Raw genomic sequence first — 21110 nt, forward strand, 5'->3', positions numbered from 1 at the left:
CACCCCGCCATCACGCTTACATCACGCCTCGCTGGCGACGCGAACCTGACGCTCGCGAGCGGCCGCAGGGGCCTTTGCTTTTTCGTTCTCCAACCGCATGCAGCTTTCCAAGAACAGATACATGTAGTCGTAGCTCTTGCATACCGCTTGGCGCAGCTCTACCTGCAGGGCTTTGCTGGGGTTCATCCCGGCCAGGGTGCAGATGATTTCCAGCGCTTCCCATGGGTGGGCGTCGTCATACTGCGCGTGCATCTTCAACCACTTCATGGCGCGCTTGCGGTCTTCCTCAGGGAAGGCTGCCGCGTACACACCGGTCGAGCACACCACCGCTGACCACTCCCCGGTTGCACCTTCGATCGCATAGTTGGTTGCGGCAATCGCGACAATCAACGAATCGGCCGAGCTGGTATGCCAGCACCAATGGCTCAGTGCGTGCAGTTCAGGCGGTACGTTCTGCGCTTGCAGCTCTTCGAGGCTGACGCCGTGGGCGCGGGCCCAATGCACCCAATAGTCGGCGTGGTTGAGCTCCACGCGAATATTGCGCATCAACCACCGGCGCGCCATATCCTCCCCAGGATGACGGGCAAACTTGGTCTTGGTCAGGTTTTGTGCCATGTACAAGGCAAACTGTTCAACCACTGGCCAGCCACCGATAAGGTAATGGCGCATGGTCTTGGCGCTGAGCGTGTTGTCACGCATGCGCTGATACAGTTCGTGTTCGACAACTCGGCGCTTGCTCTCGCTACAGTCCTGGATCAATTGCTGCGCCCAGGCGGGGTAACTCGAGGCTTCCATAAGCGGGCCGGTTCTGTTGAATGTGTCGATCACTGTAAGGCTCCTTTTTAAGTGTGATTGTACAGACCAGCAAAGTTTCAGCGGAATGTGCCGGGCGCCTTGAACAACAGAGGCTGCGGCCGCACAGGTCGACACTGCAAGCTATCAAAGGTAAACAATTGCGGGCGTTCAATCAGGTAGCCCTGAGCGTAATCCACACCTATCTCCAGTAACGCCTGTTCGATTTGCGGTGTTTCAACAAACTCGGCAATTGTGCGCTTACCCATGACATGGCCGATGTGGTTGATCACTTCGACCATAGCGCGGTTAATCGGGTCGTCCAGCATATCCTTTACGAAACTTCCATCGATCTTCAGGAAGTCTACAGGTAAATGTTTCAGATAGGCGAATGAGGACATTCCGGCACAAAAATCGTCGAGCGAAAAATGGCAACCTAAGGCTTTGAGTTCATTAATAAAGCGAATTGCACTGCCCAAATTCGCTATAGCGCTGGTTTCGGTTATTTCAAAACAAATCATTTCAGGCGGAATGCTGTAAGCCTCGAATTTTTCACGTAAAAACCCAAGAAAATCGTCATCTCCAATAGTTATCCCTGACAGATTTATCGCACACATGGCCATAGGTCGGCCTGCACGCTCGTGCATGCAACGGGCGATGATCTTGAATACGTTTTCTACCACCCAGCGGTCCAGTGAAGTCATTAAACCGTAACGTTCGGCGGCCGGGATAAAGCTGTCGGGAAGGATGATCCGGCCGGCCTCGTCGTGCAGACGCAGCAGGATTTCAATATGGCCATTGCCGCCATCGGTTTGGCCAAGCGGGGAGATTTCCTGGGCGTAGAGGCAAAAGCGATTCTCCTCCAACGCCATGTGCAAGCGCTGCACCCAAGCCATCTCGCCAAAACGCAGGGACAACTCCGAGTCATCCGCGTGGTAGACCTGCACGCGGTTGCGGCCCTTTTCCTTGGCCATGTAGCACGCCATGTCGGCGGCTCGCAACGAGGCTTCCAGTGTGGTCGGGGTTTGCGAAATGTGCACCAGACCAATACTGACGGTGGTCATGAAGGGCCGCCCCTTCCACACAAAATGCAGGCTTTGCACGGTATGGCGCAGGCTTTCGGCGATCTTTTCCGCCACAGGTGCCGGGCAGTTCTCCAGCAGAATGCCGAACTCGTCTCCGCCCAGCCGCGCCAGCGTGTCGCCCTCACGCAGGTCCGATTGCAGCAGTGCGCAGATGTGGCGCAGCAATTCGTCGCCCGCCGCATGACCGCAGGTGTCGTTGACCAGCTTGAACTGGTCAAGGTCGAGGAACATCAACGCATGCCGCCCGCTTTGCTGGCGCCCTGCCGGGTGCAGCACTTGCTCAAGGCGATACTCGAATTCGCGGCGGTTGGCCAGGCCGGTCAATGCATCGTGGGTCGCCTGCCAGGAGAGGTTGGCAATGTATTGACGCTCCTGAGTCATGTCGTGCAGCACCAGCACCGCACCGCTGACCTTGCCTGCACTGCGGATCGGCGCGCCCACCAGCGTCACCGACACGGTACTGCCGTCCAGGCGCTGGATCAGCTTCGAATGTTCGCTGCCGCCACTGAGCCGGCCCTTGATGATGTGTTCCAGCAGCGTAAAGCCGTCCGGCTCGGCGTTTTCGTCCAGCAGCTTGAACAGCGCCGCCAGGGGCAGCCCTTGGGCCTGCGATGAGCGCCAGTGGGTCAGTGCCTCCGCCGCGGGGTTCATGTACGCAATGGCGCCATCGACGTCGGTGGTGATCACGCCGTCGCCGATTGACTCGAGGGTGATCTGCGCTCGCTCCTTCTCCACCTGCAAGGCGTCGGCGAAGGCATGACGCTGGGTCAGCAACTTGTGGGTGCGCAGCAGGGCCAACGCGATCAGGCCCAGTGCGGTGGCCAGGTTAGTGATCAACAGCAGGCGCAGGATGACCCGCGAGCCCTCGCCCAGGGCATCACTGAAGGCTTTGGCAGCCGGCGTGACCCCGTCGTTGATGGCGTTGATGCGCGTTTTCCAGGCCTTCACGTCGGTGCTGCTGGCCTGGTCAGCGCTGATCGCCCGATGCATCGTGCGCGCCAGGTCATCCAGTTGCACCAGGTAACCATCGCCCACGGTCCACAGCTCGATGGCTTTTTCCAGATAACTGAAATGGCGGAAGTTGAGGTACAACCAGATCAGGCTGGAAACGTCATCAGGGTGGTTGCCGCCCTTGAGGATACCCAGGCGCGCGGCCGTCAGGTCGGGCGTGGGTCGGTCAAGGGCAATGCGCAATTCATGCCCACCCTGGGGCACGGCGATGGCTTGCTGGTATTTGAGGTAAGTGGCCGGATCGCGGTTGTCGGCGTAAAGGGTCAGGTAGTAGATCGCATCTTTCTGACCCTTGGACCACAGGCTTTCACCGGCCACATAACCGCGTACTGCCGAGAGCATGTACAGGCTGACGCAACCCAGCAATGCCTGGAACAGTACTACCGCGATAAACGGCCAGACGATGCCCAACAACCGAGGCGTACTTAGCGTCGTTCCGAGAGTGCGCTTTTGCTTCATGAGGTCCCTTGCACAAGCACCACCAAAAACAGGCGAGTGATTAACGCTCCTGACAGCACAATCTTGGCTAAATTCGCTCGATCCGCTCAAGGGCGTCGGGCCGATTCAGCGCCTGAACCTCGAACGGCGCAGGAAAGCCGCTATTTCCTGGGGAGACTCTCGTACCTGCCAGAGTCAATCATTGCAAACCCAACGTTACCGAACTTGCTGCAAATGCCCGTAGAGCTTGGCGTACAGGCCACCGTCGGCGATCAACTGCTGATGATCGCCATCCTCAGCGATGTGCCCACCATCAAACACCAGTACCCGGTCAGCCTGTTTCACCGCTGAAAGCCGGTGCGCGATGATCAGTGTAGTACGCCCACTGAGAAACCGCGCCAGCGCCTGGTGCAGGTTGTATTCGGTGGCGGCGTCCAGGGCGGACGTGGCCTCATCCAGAATCACCACTTTGGGCTCGGCCAACACCATTCGCGCGATGGCCAGGCGTTGACGCTGACCGCCGGAAAACCGTACGCCGGAGCGCCCCACTACGCTGTCCAGCCCCAGCGGCAGTGCCTTGACGGTAGCATCCAGCTGGGCGATTTCCAGTGCCTGCCAACAGGCCTGGTCGCTGCGGGTGCGACCCATGGTCAGGTTGGCGCGCACGGTGTCGTTTAACAACGCCGGATGTTGCAGCACCACGGCGACGTTTTCGCGGATAGTCGCAAGCCCGATTTCCTGCTGGGTGGCGCCGCCGAAGCGAATGCTGCCGGCTTGCGGCGTATACAGCCCCAGCAGCAGTTGCACCAGGGTACTTTTGCCGCCGCCGCTGGCGCCGACAATCGCGACCTTCTCACCCGGCGCAATGGCCAGGTTCAACTGATCGAGCACCAGCTCGTCGCCGTAGCCGAAATCCAGGCCGCGCACCTCGATGCCGACAGTCTCACGCCCGGTGAACGGGTCTGCGCCGCCGGCATACTGCGGCTCGTCGGCGCGCGCCAGCAGCTCGTTGATCCGCGTCAGCGCCCCGCCCGCCGCGTAGTAAGCGTATTGCAGGTTCAACAGCTGCTCCACCGGCCCGATCATGAACCACAGGTAGCTGAACACCGCGAGCATCTGGCCGATGGACAAGTCGGAAAACAGCACCGTGAGCATCGCCGCAGCGCGGAAGATGTCGATGCCAAACTGAAACAACAGGCCACTGGCACGGCTGGAGGCGTCGGTTTTCCATTGAGAGTGGATCGCGTAGTCGCGCACTTCCTGGGCGCGCTGGCCGAGGCGTCCGAGAAAAAAGCCCTGGCGGTTGCCCGCACGCACTTCCTGGATCGCGTCGAGGGTTTCGGTCAATGCCTGGGTAAAGCGCGACGTGCTGTCGTTTTCAAGCTTCTTCAAGTGTTTGACGCGTTTGCCCAGCTGTACCGTGGCGTAGATCACCAACGGATTGAACAGCAGGATCAGCAGCGCCAACTGCCAGTGCATCCACACCAGAATCGCCGAAGTGCCGACCAGCGTGAGCATGGCCACCAGGAAGCGGCTGAGGGTCTCGCCGACAAACTTGTCCAGCGTATCCAGGTCGGTGACCAGGTGCGTGGTAACCGTGCCGCTGCCCAGGCTTTCGTATTCGCCAAGGGAAATGCGCTTGAGCCGCTCGATCAGGCGCACGCGAATGCGGTAGACAATGTCCTTCGCCAGCCGCGCAAACAGCCGCGCCTGCACCACGTTGAATACCAGTGCGCCGCAACGCAGGCACAGCGTCAGCAACAGCATCAGGCCGATATAACCGGCAGCCTTCTGCCAGCCCAGGGGCAACACGTTGTTCATCACCTTGAGCGCGGCATCGCCACGGCCAAGCAACACTTCGTCTACCAGCAGAGGCAACAGCAATGGAATCGGCACGCTGCACAAGGTCGCCAGCACAGCGATGCCGTTGGCAATCCACAGCGATTTTTTGTGGCGCAGGGCCAGGCGGCGAATCTCCGCCCAGGTCAGTCGGTCGGTACGGTCGGGCTGGTCATGCACAGGTGGCTCGCTCCAACCAGCGGGCGAGCAATGGCGACAGCTCGGACAGCGGCTGGTAGCCGTTGGTCAACAAGGCCAACTGACCGTTCCGCTCAGCCAGCAGGGTCGGGAAACCGGCAATGCCCAGATCCTGCACCCAGGTGAAATCAGCGGCCGTCGCGGCGTGCTGCTCGGCGCGGTCGAACGCGCCGGCAAACTCGATACGCGGGATGCCCGCCTCCTCGGCCAGTTCTACCAGCACGCTGGCCAGGGTCACATCGCGGCCCTCGACGTAAAACGCGCGCTGGATCAGCCCCAGCAGCTTCCACGCGCAATCCGGCGCCAGGCTGCGCGCCGTGACGATGGCGCGGCACGCGGGCTCGGTGTCATAGACAAAACCATCGGGCAGCGCGCCTTCACGCGTGAACGGCTGACCGGTGGCCTCGGTGACCGCCTGCCAGTGCTCAAGGATGTAGCGCCGGGTGGTCGGCTCCAACGCCGCGCCACTGCCGGTGCGCAAACCGCCCACCACAAGGTGCAGCTCCACGCCCGCAGCCTGGGCCTGCTCGACCAACGCCTCGGCCACCGGGGCAAAGCCCCAGCACCAGGAACACATCGGGTCCATCACATAGAGCAGGCGCGCGGGCATGGGTCAGGCCTCGGAAGGGGTTTGCTTATAGTTGAAGCCAATCGGGTGCGGCATATTGCGGGCCTTGGCCAGCTCGATCTGCTTTTGCCGGTCAATCGCGCTGCGACGGGTCTTCTCCGGCAGCTTATCCCAGCAATGCGGGCAGCTGATGCCAGCCACATAGTGCTCGGACGCGCGGTCTTCGACGCTGACCGGTGTACGGCAGGCATGACATTGATCGTAGTCGCCTTCGCTCAAGTCGTGGCGCACAGTCACGCGGTTGTCGAACACAAAGCAGTCGCCCTGCCATTTGGTCTCTTCCTGCGGCACCTCTTCGAGGTACTTCAGAATGCCGCCCTTGAGGTGGTAAACCTCTTCAAAGCCTTCGCTGAGCATGTAGCTCGACGCCTTTTCGCAGCGAATGCCGCCGGTGCAGAACATGGCGACTTTCTTGTGCTTGGCCGGGTCGAAGTTGGCTTTGATGTAGTCGGGAAATTCGCGAAAACTGGTGGTCTTCGGGTCAATCGCGCCTTCAAAGGTGCCAATGGACACTTCGTAATCGTTACGGGTGTCGATCAACAGCACTTGCGGGTCGCTGATCAGCGCGTTCCAGTCTTTGGGGTCGACGTAGGTGCCGACTTTTTTGTTCGGGTCGACGCCTTCGACGCCCAGGGTCACGATCTCTTTCTTGAGCTTGACCTTGGTGCGGTAGAACGGCTGGTCATCGCAGTACGACTCTTTGTGGTCGATGTCGTCCATGCGTGGGTCGTTCTTCAGCCAGGCCATCAGGCCATCAATGCCTTCGCGGCTGCCGGAAACGGTGCCGTTGATGCCTTCTTCGGCGATCAGCAACGTGCCTTTGATGCCGTTATCGACCATCGCCTGCAGCAGTGGCTCGCGCAGGGCGACGTAATCTTCGAGGGTGACGAACTTATACAGTGCCGCCACGACAATCGGTTGAGTCATGGGTGTTCTCTCCAGGTGGCTACCCTCGTAAGGGGTGAACCGGATAACGGCAGCTGCGAGTTTTTAGCCGCAAGCTGCAAGTAAAAGCAAAAAAAACGCGCCGACTGGGCGGCGCGTTGGGGATTGTAGCAAGAAGGCAGCTGCGAGGGCTCTAATCTTGTCGCTGGCAGCTGACAACGTGTGGCTGCTTCAATGCCCTCCGGCGCAGGTCGGCGAGGCCGGGGCTGCGTCGATTTTCGCCCATTCTTCAGGCGTGTAGGTATGCAGCGCCAACGCATGAAACTCGCTCATCAGGTCACCCAGCGTGGCGTAGACCGTCTGATGGCGCTTGACGCGGTTAAGCCCCTCGAACTGCTGGCTGACCAGCACGGCCTTGAAGTGGGTCTGCAACCCACGGCTGTGCATATGGCTTTCGTCCAGCACGCTCACGTGTTGCGGGCTCAGGGCGGCGAGCGCCGTTTCGATACGCTGTTGCATGTTCATTCCTGCTTACTTCTTCTTGGCCGGTGCGGCGGCTTTTGGCGTCAGCTCGTTGGTCATGTCTTCCAACAGCTTGTTGACTACCGGCACAGCGCTTTCCAGCTTGGCCTGGGTCATCTGTGCCGACTGCTGGGTCAGCTGCGGCATTTTTTCCAGGACTTTCTTGCCCAGTGGCGACTGGTAGAAGGCAACCAGGTCCTTGAGTTCGGATTCGCTGAAGTTGGTGGTGTAAAGCTTGACCATGTCCGGTTTCAGCTTCGGCCAGCCGATGGCCTGGTCCAGCGCGGCGTTGGCCTTGGCCTGGTAGCTGTCCAGTACGGACTGCTTGGCGGCAGGCGCCTTGGTCTGTTCGAAACGCTGGGCGAACATTTGCTGCACTTGCATGTACACCGGGGTACCCAGCTTGTCAGCGTGGGCCAGGGTAAGGAAGGCTTCGGCACTGGCGTTATGGCTGGCGGTATCGGCAAAGACTTGGCCGCTGGCGCAAACCAGAGCAACCGCGGTACAGATGGCACGAAGACGAGTCATCGAGTTTCCTTTTCTAGCAGGCGAGGTAAGACCCCAAGGGCGACCATTCTGCGCCTAAAAAACCTCGCGGCTCAACCCCAGGCCTTGTTCGGCCTGGATTTGCAGGGCTTGCCTGCGATGAAAAGTCTTTTATGGAACCCCCAAGGCCCATCACGGCCTAAACTGCGCAAACGAACCTGAAGGAGTGTGCCCGATGAGCCGTATCGAAACCGACAGCCTGGGAGAAGTGCATGTCCCGGATGACGCTTACTGGGGCGCGCAGACCCAACGCTCGCTGGTGAATTTCGCCATCGGCGAACAACGCATGCCATTGGCCGTGCTGCACGCCCTGGCCCTGATCAAGAAGGCAGCGGCGCGGGTCAACGACCGCAATGGCGACTTGCCTGCCGATATCGCCCGCCTGATCGAACAGGCCGCCGATGAAGTGCTCGACGGTCAGCATGACGACCAGTTCCCACTGGTGGTCTGGCAGACCGGCAGCGGCACCCAGAGCAACATGAACGCCAACGAAGTGATCGCCGGCCGCGCCAACGAGCTGTCGGGCCAGCCCCGCGGTGGCAAAAGCCCGGTGCACCCGAACGATCATGTCAACCGCTCCCAAAGCTCCAACGACTGTTTCCCCACCGCCATGAGTATCGCGACGGTGCAGGCGATCAACAAGCAACTGCTGCCGGCGATCACCAACCTGTCGGGTGGGCTGGCGGAGCTGTCGGCGCGGCACATGAAGCTGGTCAAGACCGGCCGCACCCACATGATGGACGCCACGCCGATCACCTTTGGCCAGGAAGTCTCGGCGTTTATCGCCCAGCTCGACTACGCCGAACGCGCGATCCGCAGCGCCCTGCCACCGGTGTGCGAACTGGCCCAGGGCGGCACCGCCGTCGGCACCGGGCTCAACTCGCCCCACGGCTTTGGCGAGGCGATTGCTGCCGAGTTGGCCGCCTTGTCGGGGCTGCCCTTTGTGACTGCCCCGAACAAATTCGCCGCCCTCTCCGGCCACGAGCCGCTGGTAACCTTGCACGGCGCGCTGAAAACCCTCGCGGTGGCGCTGATGAAAATCGCCAACGACCTGCGCCTGCTGGGTTCCGGCCCGCGCGCCGGGTTGGCCGAGGTCAAGTTGCCAGCCAACGAGCCGGGCAGCTCGATCATGCCGGGCAAGGTCAACCCGACTCAATGCGAAGCGCTGTCGATGCTGGCCTGCCAAGTGCTGGGCAATGACGTGACCATCGGCATTGCCGCCAGCCAGGGCCACTTGCAGTTGAACGTGTACAAGCCGGTGATCATCCACAACCTGCTGGAATCGATCCGCCTGCTGGCCGACGGTTGCAACAACTTCCAGGAACACTGCATTGCCGGTCTTGAGCCGGATGCCGAGCAAATGGCCGAACACCTGGAACGCGGCCTGATGCTGGTGACCGCGCTCAACCCGCACATTGGCTACGACAAGTCGGCGCAGATCGCCAAGAAGGCGTATGCCGAGGGCCTGACGCTGCGTGAAGCCGCGCTGGCGCTGGGCTTCTTGACTGATGAAGAGTTCGACCAGTGGGTACGCCCGGAAAACATGCTCGAGGCCGGCCACTAACCTCGGGCTTTTGACTCGCTTTTGATCTGCTTTTGATCCAAGTCGCGCCATTAACCACGCTGGCCGCACGCAGGCTTGAATCCGTGGCTAACCCGGCAGGACGCCGGGTTAGCCACGCTGGGCCGAGGATGGCCCAGCGCGGCGGCCCACGGATTCAAGCCTGCGTGCGGGCACACCGAGCCTAGGCGAGGTGCCGAGTGGTGAGGCGAGGCCCTTTTGCTTACTTTTGGGCCCTTCCAACAGTGAGCCGCTGTAAGCGCGCAACCAATAGCAGCCGTTACCGCAGAAATGGATAGGTACGCCGACCAATATCCCAGTCAACTGACATACCGCCATCGCAGGCAAGCCAGCGCCCACATTTAAACCGGTTTACCACCCTAAAGCCGCGGCGACGACTCGGCCGCCACGCCAGGCATCAAGACGCCAGCCGCAGCCGCCGAGCCCTGAGCCCCGCCAGCAACGACGGCGCCAGCGCCACCGTCGCCGACCCCAGCACCACCACCAGCGCCCCGACGTAGCCCAAGGCGTTGATCTCTTCGGCCTGCACAAACGCCGGCCATAGCCACGCCGCCAACGCCACCGCCACAAACGTCACCAAGGGCGTCAGCGCCAACGTCGCACTGACCCGCGAGGCCTCCCAATGCGCCAACGCTTCGGCAAACGCACCGTAAGCCACCAGCGTATTCATGCAGCACGCCAGCAACAGCCAGCCTTGCAGCGGGCTCAACTGCAGCGCCTCCAGCGGATGCGCCCACGGCGTGAGCAACGCGGCGCACGACAGGTAGATCACCATCATCACCTGCAGCGAATTCCACACCGTCAGCAACTGCTTCTGGCCCAAGGCGTAAAACACCCAGATGGTGGTGGCGAGCAGAATCGTCAGCACCCCGGCGGTGTAGGTGCCCAGGGACGTGAGCATTTCCACCAGGCGTTGATTGAAGAACAGCCCGAAGCCGATGATCAACACCACCAAGCCAACACCCTGGCCCAGGCTGAAACGCTCCTTGAACACAAACACGCTGGCGACCATCAGAAAGATCGGCCCCATCTGCACCACCAACTGGGCCGTGCCGGGGCTGAGCATTTTCAGGCCTACCAGGTACAACACGTAATTGCCCACCAGCCCGCACACCGCCATGGCTACCAGCCAACCGCCTTTTGGGCCGAGCACTTTGCGGCTGGGCAGGCGTTGGGTGAGGGCCAAGTAGATAAACAAGCAGCTACCGGCGACAACCAGGCGAAACCAGGTGACGGTGACCGGGTCCATCACCAGCAACACTTGTTTGAGTTTGATCGGCAGGATGCCCCACAGGAACGCGGTCAGCAGGGTCAAGCCAAAGCCATAAACCCAGCGGCCGGAAGAGATGTGCATGAGTGCCCCGAATGCCTGAGGAAGTGGAGGCAGCATTCTAGGGGCAAGCGCACGAATTGGGATACGACACAATTCAAATGTGGGAGCGGGCAAGCCCGCTCCCACATTTTTAAGCCGGGTTTCTTCAGTGGGACCTAGCGTACGGCTTCGAAGAGCCCAGTGGCGCCCATGCCGCCGCCCACGCACATGGTGACCACGCCGTAACGCAGGTTGCGCCGTTGCAGCTCGCGCACCAAATGCCCGACTTGTCGCGAACCGGTCATGCCGAACGGGTGCCCGATGGAAATCGAGCCGCCATTGACGTTGTATTTAGCGTTGTCGATCGCCAGGCGGTCGCGCGCATACAGGCACTGCGAGGCAAACGCCTCGTTGAGTTCCCACAGGTCGATATCCGCTACCTGCAAGCCCTTGGCCTTGAGCAACTTGGGCACCGAGAACACCGGGCCAATGCCCATCTCGTCCGGCTCGCAACCGGCCACGGTAAACCCGCGGAAAAACGCCTTGGGCTTGAGCCCCAGCGCCAGGGCTTTTTCCAGGCTCATCACCAGTGTCATCGACGCGCCATCGGACAGCTGCGAGGAATTGCCAGCCGTCACCGAACCGTCTTCGGCAAACACCGGTTTGAGCCCTTGCAGGCTGGCAAGCGTGGTGTCCGGGCGGTTGCAGTCATCGCGATCTACCACGCCTTCAAGGATCTGCACCGCGCCGGTGTGCTTGTCCTCGACCTTGTACGTGACCGTCATCGGCACGATTTCATCGTCGAACAACCCGTCGGCCTGGGCCTGCGCGGTGCGCTGCTGGCTCTGCAGGGCGTAACGGTCCTGCACTTCGCGGCTGATGTTATAGCGCCGCGCGACGATTTCGGCGGTCTGGCCCATCGGGAAGTAGATGCCCGGCACCTGCTCTTTCAGCAGCGGGTTGATCAGGTTGTCGGTGTTGACGCTTTTGAGGGTCAGGCTGATCGATTCAACGCCACCGGCGACGATGATGTCGCTGCAACCCGAGGCGATCTGGTTGGCCGCGATCGCGATCGCCTGCAAGCCCGAGGAGCAGAACCGGTTGAGGGTCATGCCTGCCGTGCCCGTGCCCAATTGCGAGAGCACTGCCACATTGCGCCCGATGTTGTAGCCCTGCGCGCCTTCGTTGGAACCGGCACCGACGATGCAATCCTCGACCGTCGCCGGGTCGATGCCATTGCGGCTCAGCAGTGCATTCACGCAATGGGCCGCCATGTCGTCGGGACGGGTCTGGTTGAACTTGCCACGAAAGGATTTGGCCAGGCCGGTTCGCACACTGTCGACGATCACTACTTCACGCATGGGCTACCTCGATCTTGTCGTTGTTGGGAGATCAACCGAGGATAAATCCACGCCCTCCCCACCGCGATGATCATTCACCCCGCCTATACAAAAGCATGGCGATGAGCAGGCTGGTTCTGCCAAGTGGGATGTTGGGGCGGACACGCTCACTGTGGCGAGCAGGCTTGCCCTGCGTTGGGGCGCGAAGCGGCCCTGATCCAGACGCCGCGTACTTTCATTTAGAACGCATTGACCGACTATGGGGCCGCTTCGCAGCCCAACGCAGGGCAAGCCGGCTCGCCACGACAAGCTGCCTCGCCACAGGCCAGCGCCCGCCAACGCTATTTTTTCTTTTTCTTCTTGTCGTGCTTGTCGGTCTTGTCGAACGCCTCTTCCAGCGCGCGGTTGATGGTGCGCAGCACCTTGACCCGCGCCCAGCGCTTGTCGTTGGCTTCGACCAGCGTCCAGGGCGAGATTTCAGTGCTGGTACGGTCGACCATATCGCCCACGGCGGCACGGTAGTCATCCCACTTGTCGCGATTGCGCCAGTCGTCTTCGGTAATTTTGAAGCGCTTGAACGGGATGTTCTCGCGGGCCTGGAAGCGCTCCAGCTGGGTGTCCTTGTCAATCGCCAGCCAGAACTTGACCACGATCACACCGGCATCGCGCAACTGCTCTTCAAAGTCATTGATCTCGCCGTAGGCGCGCATCCAGTCCGCCGGGGTGCAGAAACCTTCGATGCGCTCCACCAGCACGCGCCCGTACCACGAGCGGTCGAACACCGTGAACATGCCGCGCGCCGGAATCTTCTGCCAGAACCGCCACAGGTACGGTTGGGCACGCTCGTCTTCACTCGGCGCGGCAATCGGCACGATGTGGTACTGACGCGGGTCCAGCGCCGCCGCCACACGCCGGATCGCCCCGCCCTTGCCCGCCGCATCGTTGCCTTCGAACACGGTGACCAGCGCGTGTTTGCGCATGCGTTTGTCACGCATCAGGCCGGAGAAACGCGCCTGCTCGGTGATCAGCTGTTCTTCGTAATCGTCCTTGTCCAGGCTCAAGGTCATGTCGAGGCTGTCGAGCAGGCTCTTCTGATCCACCGAGGCCAACAACGGCGCCGGGTTCATGCCGCTGGCCTTGCCCTTGGGCAACTTCAGTGCATTTTGCAGGCCCTCGAGCAGGATCTTGCCCACGGTGAGGCTGCGGTAGTGCGCATCGACCCCTTCGATCACATGCCACGGCGCGTAGTCGCGGCTGGTGCGGCGCAGGATGCGCTCACCAAAATGCACAAATTTGTCGTAGGTCTCGGACTGCTGCCAGTCCAGCGGGCTGATGCGCCAGCTGTGTAGCGGGTCATCGGCCAACGCCTTGAGCCGCGCTTTCATCTGTTTCTTGGACAGGTGAAACCAGAACTTGAAGATCAGCGCGCCTTCGTCGCAGAGCATTTTTTCCAGGCGTTCGGCACCGGCGATGGCCTGGTCCAGGCGTGCATCCTTGATCTCGCCGTGCACGCGGCTTTGCAGCATCTGGCTGTACCAATTGCCGAAAAAAATGCCCATGCGGCCTTTGGCCGGCAATTGCCGCCAGTAGCGCCAGGCCGGTGGGCGCGCCAGTTCTTCGTCGGTCTGCTGGTCAAAGGTACGCACTTCGATCAGGCGCGGGTCCATCCATTCGTTAAGCAGCTTGACGGTCTCGCCCTTGCCGGCGCCCTCAATGCCGTTGATCAAGATAATCACCGGGAAGCGCTTCTGCTGCTGCAGCTCGTACTGCACTTCCAGCAACGCTTCGCGCAGGGCCGGCACTTCGGCTTCATAGGTGTCTTTGTCGATGGCGTGACCGATTTCGGCGGATTCGAACATGGGCAGCTCCGTTTCAAGTTGGATCAAGACTAGCGGATTGGGCAACAACGCGCGGGAGGAAATTCCACACCAACGTGCCGTGGGTCAATTCAAAGCCCATTGATCGGCTAGAATGGCCGCCTTGCTTTTGCCTGCTGTTATTTTATGAGCCGCCCATGAACCCCATCACCCACGCCCAGCTCGACTGGGACGACCAAGGTCGCCCGCACTCGCGGGTGTTCGACGATGTGTATTTTTCCGACCAGTCGGGCCTTGAAGAAACCCGCTACGTGTTCCTCGAACAGAACCGTCTGCAGGCGCGCTTTGCCGCCCTGCCGGTGAATGGGCGGCTGGTGATTGGCGAAACGGGGTTTGGCACCGGCTTGAACTTTCTGTGCGCCTGGCAGCTCTTCGAACAGCATGCGGTGGCGGGCGCGCGCCTGCATTTTGTCAGCGTGGAAAAGTACCCGCTGAGCCACGCCGACCTGCAACGCGCCCTCGCCCTCTGGCCAGAGCTTGCGCCCTTCGCCGAGCAACTGCTGGCGCACTACATTGCCATCCACCCAGGCTTCCAGCGGCTGGTGCTGGATAACGGCCGCGTGACGCTGACCCTGTTGATCGGCGATGCCCTGGAGCAGTTGCCACAACTGGATGCCCAGGTCGATGCGTGGTTTCTCGACGGCTTCGCCCCGGCAAAAAATCCCGACATGTGGACCGCCGAACTGTTTGCCGAACTGGCCCGCCTGGCGGCACCCGGCTCGACCATCAGCACCTTCACCAGCACCGGCTGGGTACGCCGGTTGATCAACGCCGCCGGGTTCAAGATGAAACGCACGCCAGGCATTGGGCATAAGTGGGAGATCCTGCGCGGTGAATTCCTCGGTTGGCCGGCCGAAACGCCGCCACCTGCCCACAGCAAACCGTGGTTCGCCCGCCCGGCGCCGGTGCCCGGTGAGCGCAGCGCCCTGGTGATCGGCGGCGGCCTGGCCGGGTGTGCCACGGCGGCCAGCCTGGCGGCACGTGGCTGGCGTGTGAGCCTGCTGGAGCGCCACGGCGCCCTGGCACAGGAAGCCTCGGGCAACCCGCAAGGCGTGCTTTACCTCAAGCTCTCGGCTCATGGCACGGCGCTTTCGCAGCTGATCCTCAGCGGCTTCGGTCACACGCGGCGCTTGCTTGAGCACCTGCACCGCGGCGTCGATTGGGACGGTTGCGGCGTGCTGCAACTGGCCTTCAATGCCAAGGAAACCGAGCGCCAGGCCCAGTTGGCCGCCGCGTTTGCGCCGGGCCTGCTGCACCTGGTTGATCAGGCTCAAGCTCAGGCGCGCGCCGGCGTGGCGCTCGAACACGGCGGGCTGTTTTACCCCGAGGGCGGCTGGGTGCACCCGCCGGCATTATGCCAATGGCAAGCGCAGCACCCGTTGATCGACGTGCTGCCTCATCACGAAGCCCTTGAGTTGCAGCGCGTTGACGGTCAATGGCAAGCCCTGGCCGGCGACACCCTGCTGGCGAGCGCGAGCGTGGTGGTGCTGGCAGGTGCCGCCGAGATCAAGCGGTTTGCGTTCAGTGCCGACCTGCCGCTCAAACGCATTCGCGGGCAGATCACACGGCTAGCAGAAACGACGGCGAGCCAGGCGCTGGCCACCGTGGTGTGCGCCGAAGGCTATGTCGCCCCTGCGCGCCTGGGTGAACACACCCTGGGCGCCAGCTTCGACTTCAAGAGCGACGACCTGACGCCCACCGCCGCCGAGCACGCCGGCAATCTGGCGATGCTGCGGGAAATCTCCCTCGACCTGGCCGACCGTCTCGGCGCCGATGCCTGCTCTCCCGAGCAGCTTGAAGGCCGCGCCGCATTCCGCTGCACCAGCCCCGACTACCTGCCGATTGTCGGGCCGCTGGCCGAACGCGAGGCGTTCGACCAGGCCTACGCGGCCCTGCGCAAGGACGCCCGCCACGTGCCGCCCACACCTTGCCCGTGGCTGGACGGCGTGTACATCAACAGCGGCCACGGCTCACGTGGCCTGGTGACCGCGCCGCTGTGTGCCGAGCTGCTGACGGCCTGGCTGGACGCCGAACCCTTGCCCTTGCCCAGCAGCGTGGCCGAGGCTTGCCACCCCAACCGTTTTGCCGTGCGCGCGCTGATTCGCAGCAACGCCGCCAAGCCTTAGACCTGGCTGAATCACGGCATCAGACAGGGCGACAGGTCGCCGAATTTCAGCGCCTCCTTGGTCAGGCGCTCAGCTTCGCCCTTATGCGCCGCCTGCTGTTCGCGCAGGATCTGGTTCATCTGGTCAAGGTAGTCGGCGTCGTTGAGCGCGGTGCTTTTTTCAAAGACCGCCTGCAGTCGCTGGTCATAGGGCTCGCTCAACGCCTCGAACGATTGGCTGAAGGCGACTTTCAAGTGACTGTCCCATAACGGCAGCTCCACCAGGTAGTTCAAGAGCTTGGTTGATCGCTCTGCCGCCCGGAGTTGTTCTTCGGCAGTGTTCAGCGCTTCTACCGTGACGCCGCCCAGGCGGGCAAAGCGCATGTGCAGGGGCTGACCGGGCAAATGAAACTTGCTGGCCAGCCCTGTTCGGTAGGCCAGGCTGACCTCCAGCGGGTCAGCCTCCGGGTGCTGCTGACTGTGCGTGCGTGCGTAGCTGTCCAACTGATCCAGACGAAACAGGCCCTTGGCCAACTTCAGCAGCGGCTTGGCGGTCAGCTTGCCCCCTTCGACGCCTTTGGCAGCTTCGTGGATCTCCACCAGCACCTCAAGGTTGCTGAAGTTCAGCGCCGCGCTGTCATCGCAATTGACCGGCGTGGCGGCCCGGTCAAAAATCTCATCGCGCAGCTGCGCGTCATTTCCGGCCGCCTCCAGCACCCGCCAAACGCGTCGTTCCAGGTCCTCACGCACCAGTTGAGCATCGCCGGTGCCGCCCAGTTCGGCCAATAACCTGAACAGGCTCTCGGACTCTGGCTCATGCTTGAGTCCCGTCCAAACAGTCTCTTTTTGCGTGTAGCGCGCAACCGCGCTATCGGCCAGCCATAACTCCCGGGCTTTCTGCTCGTTGAGGCGAGTGATGTCATCTTCCAAAAAGCCCATGCCTATGCCGGTTTGGCTCCGATAGTCGGCCAGTGTCTTTCGGCTGGCTTCATCCAGCGGGTTGTGGCGCAGGTTGATGGCTTCAGCCACAGGGCGTGGCGCGGTGGGCAACCAGCCAGGCAAAGCGAGGATATCGTTGTCGCGCAGGTCGAGGTAATGCAGGTAAGGCAAGCGCGGTACCCCAGCAGGAAACGCGCGCAGGCGACAATGACGCAACATCAGCTCACGCAACTCGAACATATGGCCAACGGCAGGCGGATCAATCAACGGGTTGTTGCTCAGGTTCAATACCTGCAAGCCTCGCAGGTCAGCCAGCTTGGCGTGGGTGTGTTCGGTGAGTTGCAGGTGGTTGTCGTTGAGGTACAGGCGTTTGAGCGCGGGCATCTGTGACAGTACTTCCGGCAGGCGTGTCACCTCGTTGCTGCGCAGTTCCAACGCCTCGAGCTGCTTGAAGTGTTTGAGAAAATACGCCACGTCATCGTCGAGCCCCATTCTGTTCAACGACAACTGCCGGATATGGGCAAAGCTGACCGGCGCCGGCAAGGTCGGCAGTCGGCCCACGGCCAGGCCATCGAGTACCAGGCTTGGGACCTTTACCCCACTGGCATCGGGCAACACGAGCCGCTGTCGCCAGCCGTCCTCGATGGCCTGCATCGCCTGATGACGGGCCAGGCGGTAATCCGCCTGGGGATGAGGTAAACCGGCGAGGGATGTCTCGTCATTGCGCCACGCCTTGAGCGCCCGATGCAGGGCCTCGAACTGTCGCTCCAGCGCCTCCACGGCCTGGGCGCGCGCCAGGTGATCGGGGCCTTGCCCGTCCAGGAACGTCGCCACCTGCCGTTCGTCAAAACCGGGATACAGCCTGTTGACCTTGCGCACCAGCGCCACCGGGTGCCGCGTCGAACGCACCATGGCCTGCGCGCATAGTTCCGGCGCCGCCTCAGGGAGTGCACGCTCGGGCCACAGATGGCGTGACAGCACGTGGCGCTCTTGCTCGGCACACGCCTGGAGCGCGTCGCGCAATCGACTGGCACGCTCTGCCCCCGAGAGGTTCAGTGCTGCCAATTGCGCAGGCGACAAGGTGGCGAGCAGAGCCTGGTAAAACCCTTCAGGGCCTGACGCCTTTTCGCCCAGCGGCGCACCTTTATCGTCGAACGCCTGCACCCCATCGCCGGTCTCGACCAGTGTGCGCCGCCACCGTGCATGCTGGCTGCCGGAGGTGCCTACCAGCTCGCCGATCAAACTGTCCCGGCGTACCTGCACGTGCAAATCCTGCGGCCATCCCGCGACCTTCGCCAGCAGGTGCACGGCCAGCCGTCGCGAGGGGGCGCTGGCCAGCTCCGGCAGGTAAAGGCCGATCAGCGCCTGGTCTTCTTCCTGCACCGCCAACGCTTCGCGTGCCCGTTGTGCGAGCAACAGCGGCACGCGCCGGGTACTGCGCAGTTGCCAGCGATGCACGGTTGACGTCTTGGACAGCAACTCCCAGGCGATGCGATTGGGCACGTTTGGGAAATGCGCCTTGAGCAACCCGTGATCTGAATGGGTAATGCCATCCGCGTCCTGATACAGCTGCTGGAAGACCTCTCGGTGGGTGCGTTTGAGCGAGGCCAGTAACTGGCGCGCAAGCACCGCGCCCTGCTCATCTGGCGCTACCGTGCCCCCCAGCAAGGTGTCGATCTCGTCCGGCGGCAGGACGTCGAGCAGCGTCGCCATCACTGCGCCGTCTTTGAGCGCCTGTTCAGTGATGTGGATGCTCAAGTGTCCATGCTCGAATGTGGCGCTGCCGGGAAAGCGTTCGAGCCGCGCCCCTTGGCGGTCCAGCACCTCGAAAAACCGTCCCGGCGGCCAACCTGGCATCAGCGGCAACGCCAGCAACTGAACGCGCGCGGTGCTTGCATCCGGCCGTGGCTGATGTTCCAGCTGCCAGATCAGATCGCGAACTTGCTGGTTCAAGGCGAAACGCGCCACGCAGTCGTTGAAGCGCTCCGGCAGCGGCCTGTTTTGCAGGGCCAGGGCGTGCAGGCGGGAGGGCCGCATGTCGACAATGCTCGCCACGTATTTCAATTGCTCGGTGGGCAGCGCGGCCAGGCGCGGGTTAAGCCGAGTGAGAATGTAGGACGGGGAGCCCCACTCCTGGGGGTGTTCGAACGCAAACCGCCAACCGCCCTGGCGGTTGTGCAGCAGACGCGGACGATAGGCCGTGGTCCGCGTCGGGTGAAGGGCGTGCCAGTAACCCGACCGCGCATCGTAGGCCACCGCGTACACCACTCCCATAATCCTGACATAGGAATGGCCGCCGACCTGGTAGATCCCACGGCTATTGGCCACCGTCAGGGCGTCGACATCCAGCGTCCGGCCGTAAGGCTTGAGCCGCCGACGCCACAAGCGAGGACCGGCATCCGGCAGCTGCACCGCTTCGACTGCCTCGAAGAACTCTGCGGGGTTGGACTTGACCCCCCTGAACACCTTGCCTGCCACCTTCACACCGTCCGCGAACACGGCCATGGCCGCCAGGTTTTCAGCCACATTGACCAAATGTTCCAGGCCCTCGGCCTGGTCGCTGTGAGTCCATTCATCCACCCCTTCGAAGACCTCGGCGAGCATCTGGCCGACGGCGACGCCCAACATTAATTGCCCGAGCACCGGCACCATCAGGCCGGCGATGTTCAGCATATTCAGGCCCGCCTCCAGATAGCCTTGTAGGCGTTTCTGCCGCGCCTCCTCATCGACTTGCGCCGTCGGCACGGCCAATGCAACGGCGTCCAGCTGGATCTTGCGGGTCAAGGCGCCGAAAAAGAACGGTTCCAGGCCGGTGTCCACCGCCACGGGCTCCACGCGTTCGAGTGTCCTGCGTTGGTCAAAACGCTGGAAAAAACCGAACCGCTCGGCCTCATCCAGGTAGCGCGTGAAGAAGCTGCGATAGGCCGGCACCTGAAGCTTGAGCGTCAGGTAGGCGATCAGGTCCCCCAGCGTGGGGTATTCGTACCACGGGCGCCCGGGCTCGCCTGGCATGTACACCAGCAAGGGCCCCTCAGCAAAGCCGTGCGTGGAGGCATGGCCGAACACCAGCACGCTCCACAGGCAGGCGCCATGCACATTCATCCCTTGCCAGATCAGCGGCTTTTCATGGAACAACACATGCTGCAGGTTCCGCGCGGGCAAGCGAGCATTGAGCAGGGCTTGCAACGCGGTATAGCCGGACTCGCTGATATCGCCCTTGCCATGGGCAATCTGCAAGTCGATTTGCATGTCCTTGATCTTGCACTGGCCGACCTCGCCGACCACCGGGTTGTAGGCCCGTTCAGCGCCGCCATCGTCGTCGCTCCCCGCGAGGTTGAACACCTCACGCAGGTGCCGCTGATAGGCCGCGCCCAGGTCCAGTTCGCGGCAGTACCGCGCAAAGGCTCCAGCGCTGAGCGTTGACACCTTTTGGCCTGCCGCGCCCGTTCGAATCACCGCGCCTGCGGGCAGCCCCCCTGCCTCGGCCTGGTCCAGGGTAAAATTCTGCATGGCCGCCTGCAGCAGGTGGTGCTTGTCCATGGACATCGTCTGCAGCCGTACACCACGGCCGACGGTCAACGCGGCGAAGTGCCGATTGGGCAACTCCAGCCAGTCACGTTCGACATCCAGCCCGGCATGCCCCTTGGCCGCCAGGAGCGCCTTAAGTCGCTCGGCACAAAATGACCTGAGCGGCGTTATACGGCGCAACAGGCTCGCGGCCCGCTCGCGGGGTTGCTGACTGCTGGCATGCGCCGCTTCCAGCGCCTGGCGCGTTGAGGCGGCGGCACTTACCAGCCATGGGGGCAGCGTATGCTGCAGCACCCTGGCCTTGTCCAGGTCGCCGGTGATTTCCAGCAGTGCAGCGGTGATTTTCTCCTGAGAGACAGGCGCGGCGGCCTGGCTTACAGCCGGTTGTTGGGTCATCGGCAACAGTCCTTATTGCGTTGGATAATGACCCGGACAATAACCCTCACGCCGGCAATGAAAGGTTCAAATAGGCGCTCGATATCGC

General features: G+C 62.1%; 13 protein-coding genes. 2 read left to right on the plus strand and 11 right to left on the minus strand.

Going from position 1 to position 21110, the window contains the following annotated elements; translation table 11 throughout:
* Positions 1 to 21: 21 nt before the first annotated feature.
* From AACW30_RS10880 to AACW30_RS10910, 7 genes are all read right to left on the minus strand, one after another.
* Positions 22 to 795 (minus strand): TenA family transcriptional regulator, encoded by a 774-nt coding sequence (locus tag AACW30_RS10880; protein WP_234452688.1) that lies wholly within the window; start codon positions 793 to 795, stop codon positions 22 to 24.
* Positions 796 to 872: 77 nt separating this feature from the next.
* Entirely contained in the window at positions 873 to 3347 is a 2475-nt protein-coding gene (locus AACW30_RS10885) for an EAL domain-containing protein (RefSeq protein WP_106576560.1), read from the minus strand.
* A 195-nt stretch (positions 3348 to 3542) separates the two neighbouring features.
* On the minus strand, positions 3543 to 5345 hold the full coding sequence (locus AACW30_RS10890) for an ABC transporter ATP-binding protein (protein ID WP_200625005.1): 1803 nt from the start codon (positions 5343 to 5345) through the stop codon (positions 3543 to 3545).
* Positions 5338 to 5940: a DsbA family protein gene (locus tag AACW30_RS10895; protein ID WP_177410076.1), complete on the minus strand. Its 603-nt coding sequence runs from the start codon at positions 5938 to 5940 to the stop codon at positions 5338 to 5340. Before AACW30_RS10895 ends, AACW30_RS10890 begins: the two co-directional genes overlap by 8 nt.
* 36 nt (positions 5941 to 5976) lie before the next feature.
* Entirely contained in the window at positions 5977 to 6918 is a 942-nt protein-coding gene (gene trhO / locus AACW30_RS10900) for an oxygen-dependent tRNA uridine(34) hydroxylase TrhO (RefSeq protein ID WP_200625006.1), read from the minus strand.
* Positions 6919 to 7107: 189 nt separating this feature from the next.
* Positions 7108 to 7401 carry a BolA family protein gene (locus AACW30_RS10905; RefSeq protein ID WP_106576556.1) on the minus strand — a complete coding sequence of 98 codons (294 nt, stop codon included), beginning with the start codon at positions 7399 to 7401 and terminating at the stop codon, positions 7108 to 7110.
* Between the two features lie 6 nt (positions 7402 to 7407).
* Positions 7408 to 7926: a DUF2059 domain-containing protein gene (locus tag AACW30_RS10910; RefSeq protein WP_003236690.1), complete on the minus strand. Its 519-nt coding sequence runs from the start codon at positions 7924 to 7926 to the stop codon at positions 7408 to 7410.
* A 193-nt stretch (positions 7927 to 8119) separates the two neighbouring features.
* On the opposite strand from AACW30_RS10910, the gene AACW30_RS10915 reads away from it, so the two are divergent.
* Entirely contained in the window at positions 8120 to 9508 is a 1389-nt protein-coding gene (locus AACW30_RS10915; protein WP_124418118.1) for a class II fumarate hydratase, read from the plus strand.
* 415 nt (positions 9509 to 9923) lie between these two features.
* On the opposite strand, the gene AACW30_RS10920 is transcribed toward AACW30_RS10915, so the two are convergent.
* From AACW30_RS10920 to pap, 3 genes are all read right to left on the minus strand, one after another.
* Positions 9924 to 10880 carry a DMT family transporter gene (locus AACW30_RS10920; protein WP_124418120.1) on the minus strand — a complete coding sequence of 319 codons (957 nt, stop codon included), beginning with the start codon at positions 10878 to 10880 and terminating at the stop codon, positions 9924 to 9926.
* Positions 10881 to 11014: 134 nt separating this feature from the next.
* Positions 11015 to 12199: a thiolase family protein gene (locus tag AACW30_RS10925; RefSeq protein WP_200625007.1), complete on the minus strand. Its 1185-nt coding sequence runs from the start codon at positions 12197 to 12199 to the stop codon at positions 11015 to 11017.
* Between the two features lie 320 nt (positions 12200 to 12519).
* Positions 12520 to 14037, minus strand: coding sequence for a polyphosphate:AMP phosphotransferase (pap, locus tag AACW30_RS10930; protein ID WP_119742394.1), 1518 nt, complete (start codon positions 14035 to 14037; stop codon positions 12520 to 12522).
* A 155-nt stretch (positions 14038 to 14192) separates the two neighbouring features.
* Between pap and mnmC the strand changes: the two genes are divergently transcribed.
* Entirely contained in the window at positions 14193 to 16181 is a 1989-nt protein-coding gene (gene mnmC, locus AACW30_RS10935) for a bifunctional tRNA (5-methylaminomethyl-2-thiouridine)(34)-methyltransferase MnmD/FAD-dependent 5-carboxymethylaminomethyl-2-thiouridine(34) oxidoreductase MnmC (RefSeq protein ID WP_200625008.1), read from the plus strand.
* 11 nt (positions 16182 to 16192) lie between these two features.
* Here mnmC and AACW30_RS10940 read toward each other — a convergent pair whose 3' ends face one another.
* Positions 16193 to 21022 carry an NEL-type E3 ubiquitin ligase domain-containing protein gene (locus AACW30_RS10940; RefSeq protein WP_200625009.1) on the minus strand — a complete coding sequence of 1610 codons (4830 nt, stop codon included), beginning with the start codon at positions 21020 to 21022 and terminating at the stop codon, positions 16193 to 16195.
* Between the last annotated feature and the right edge of the window lie 88 nt (positions 21023 to 21110).

This window comes from Pseudomonas sp. MF6747 (assembly GCF_963890955.1).
Lineage (GTDB): Bacteria > Pseudomonadota > Gammaproteobacteria > Pseudomonadales > Pseudomonadaceae > Aquipseudomonas.